This window comes from Pseudomonas sp. SIMBA_068, assembly GCF_046534705.1.
Taxonomy (GTDB): domain Bacteria; phylum Pseudomonadota; class Gammaproteobacteria; order Pseudomonadales; family Pseudomonadaceae; genus Aquipseudomonas; species Aquipseudomonas putida.
The window spans coordinates 1-279 of the sequence record NZ_JAWRYI010000362.1; the positions used below are offsets into that span (position 1 = coordinate 1).

The 279-nt window shown below is 54.8% G+C and carries 2 pseudogenes; both read left to right on the forward strand.

Going from position 1 to position 279, the window contains the following annotated elements:
* A pseudogene (locus SB756_RS29540) lies at window positions 1-82 on the forward strand (cold-shock protein); the annotation flags it as partial.
* 95 nt (window positions 83-177) lie between these two features.
* Window positions 178-279 (forward strand): annotated as a pseudogene (locus SB756_RS29545) (RDD family protein); the annotation flags it as partial.

Consider the following 279-nt stretch of genomic DNA (forward strand, 5'->3'; position numbering starts at 1 on the left):
GAAAGAAGGCCAGAAAGTGACATTCGTTGCTGTGCAGGGCCAGAAAGGCATGCAGGCTGACGAAGTACACGCAGAAGGCTGATCCTTCCTGCGACAAAAAGCCCCTGATGGTGACATCAGGGGCTTTTTTATGCGCGTTTGTTCGTAGAATGGCTTTTTTATCTTGAGAGCCCTGCCATGTCCAAACCCCTGCTGAGTCCCCAAGGCGAATTCCCCGCCGTTGGCCTGGGCCGTCGACTGGCAGCAATGTTCTATGACTTCCTGCTGTGCACCGCCCTG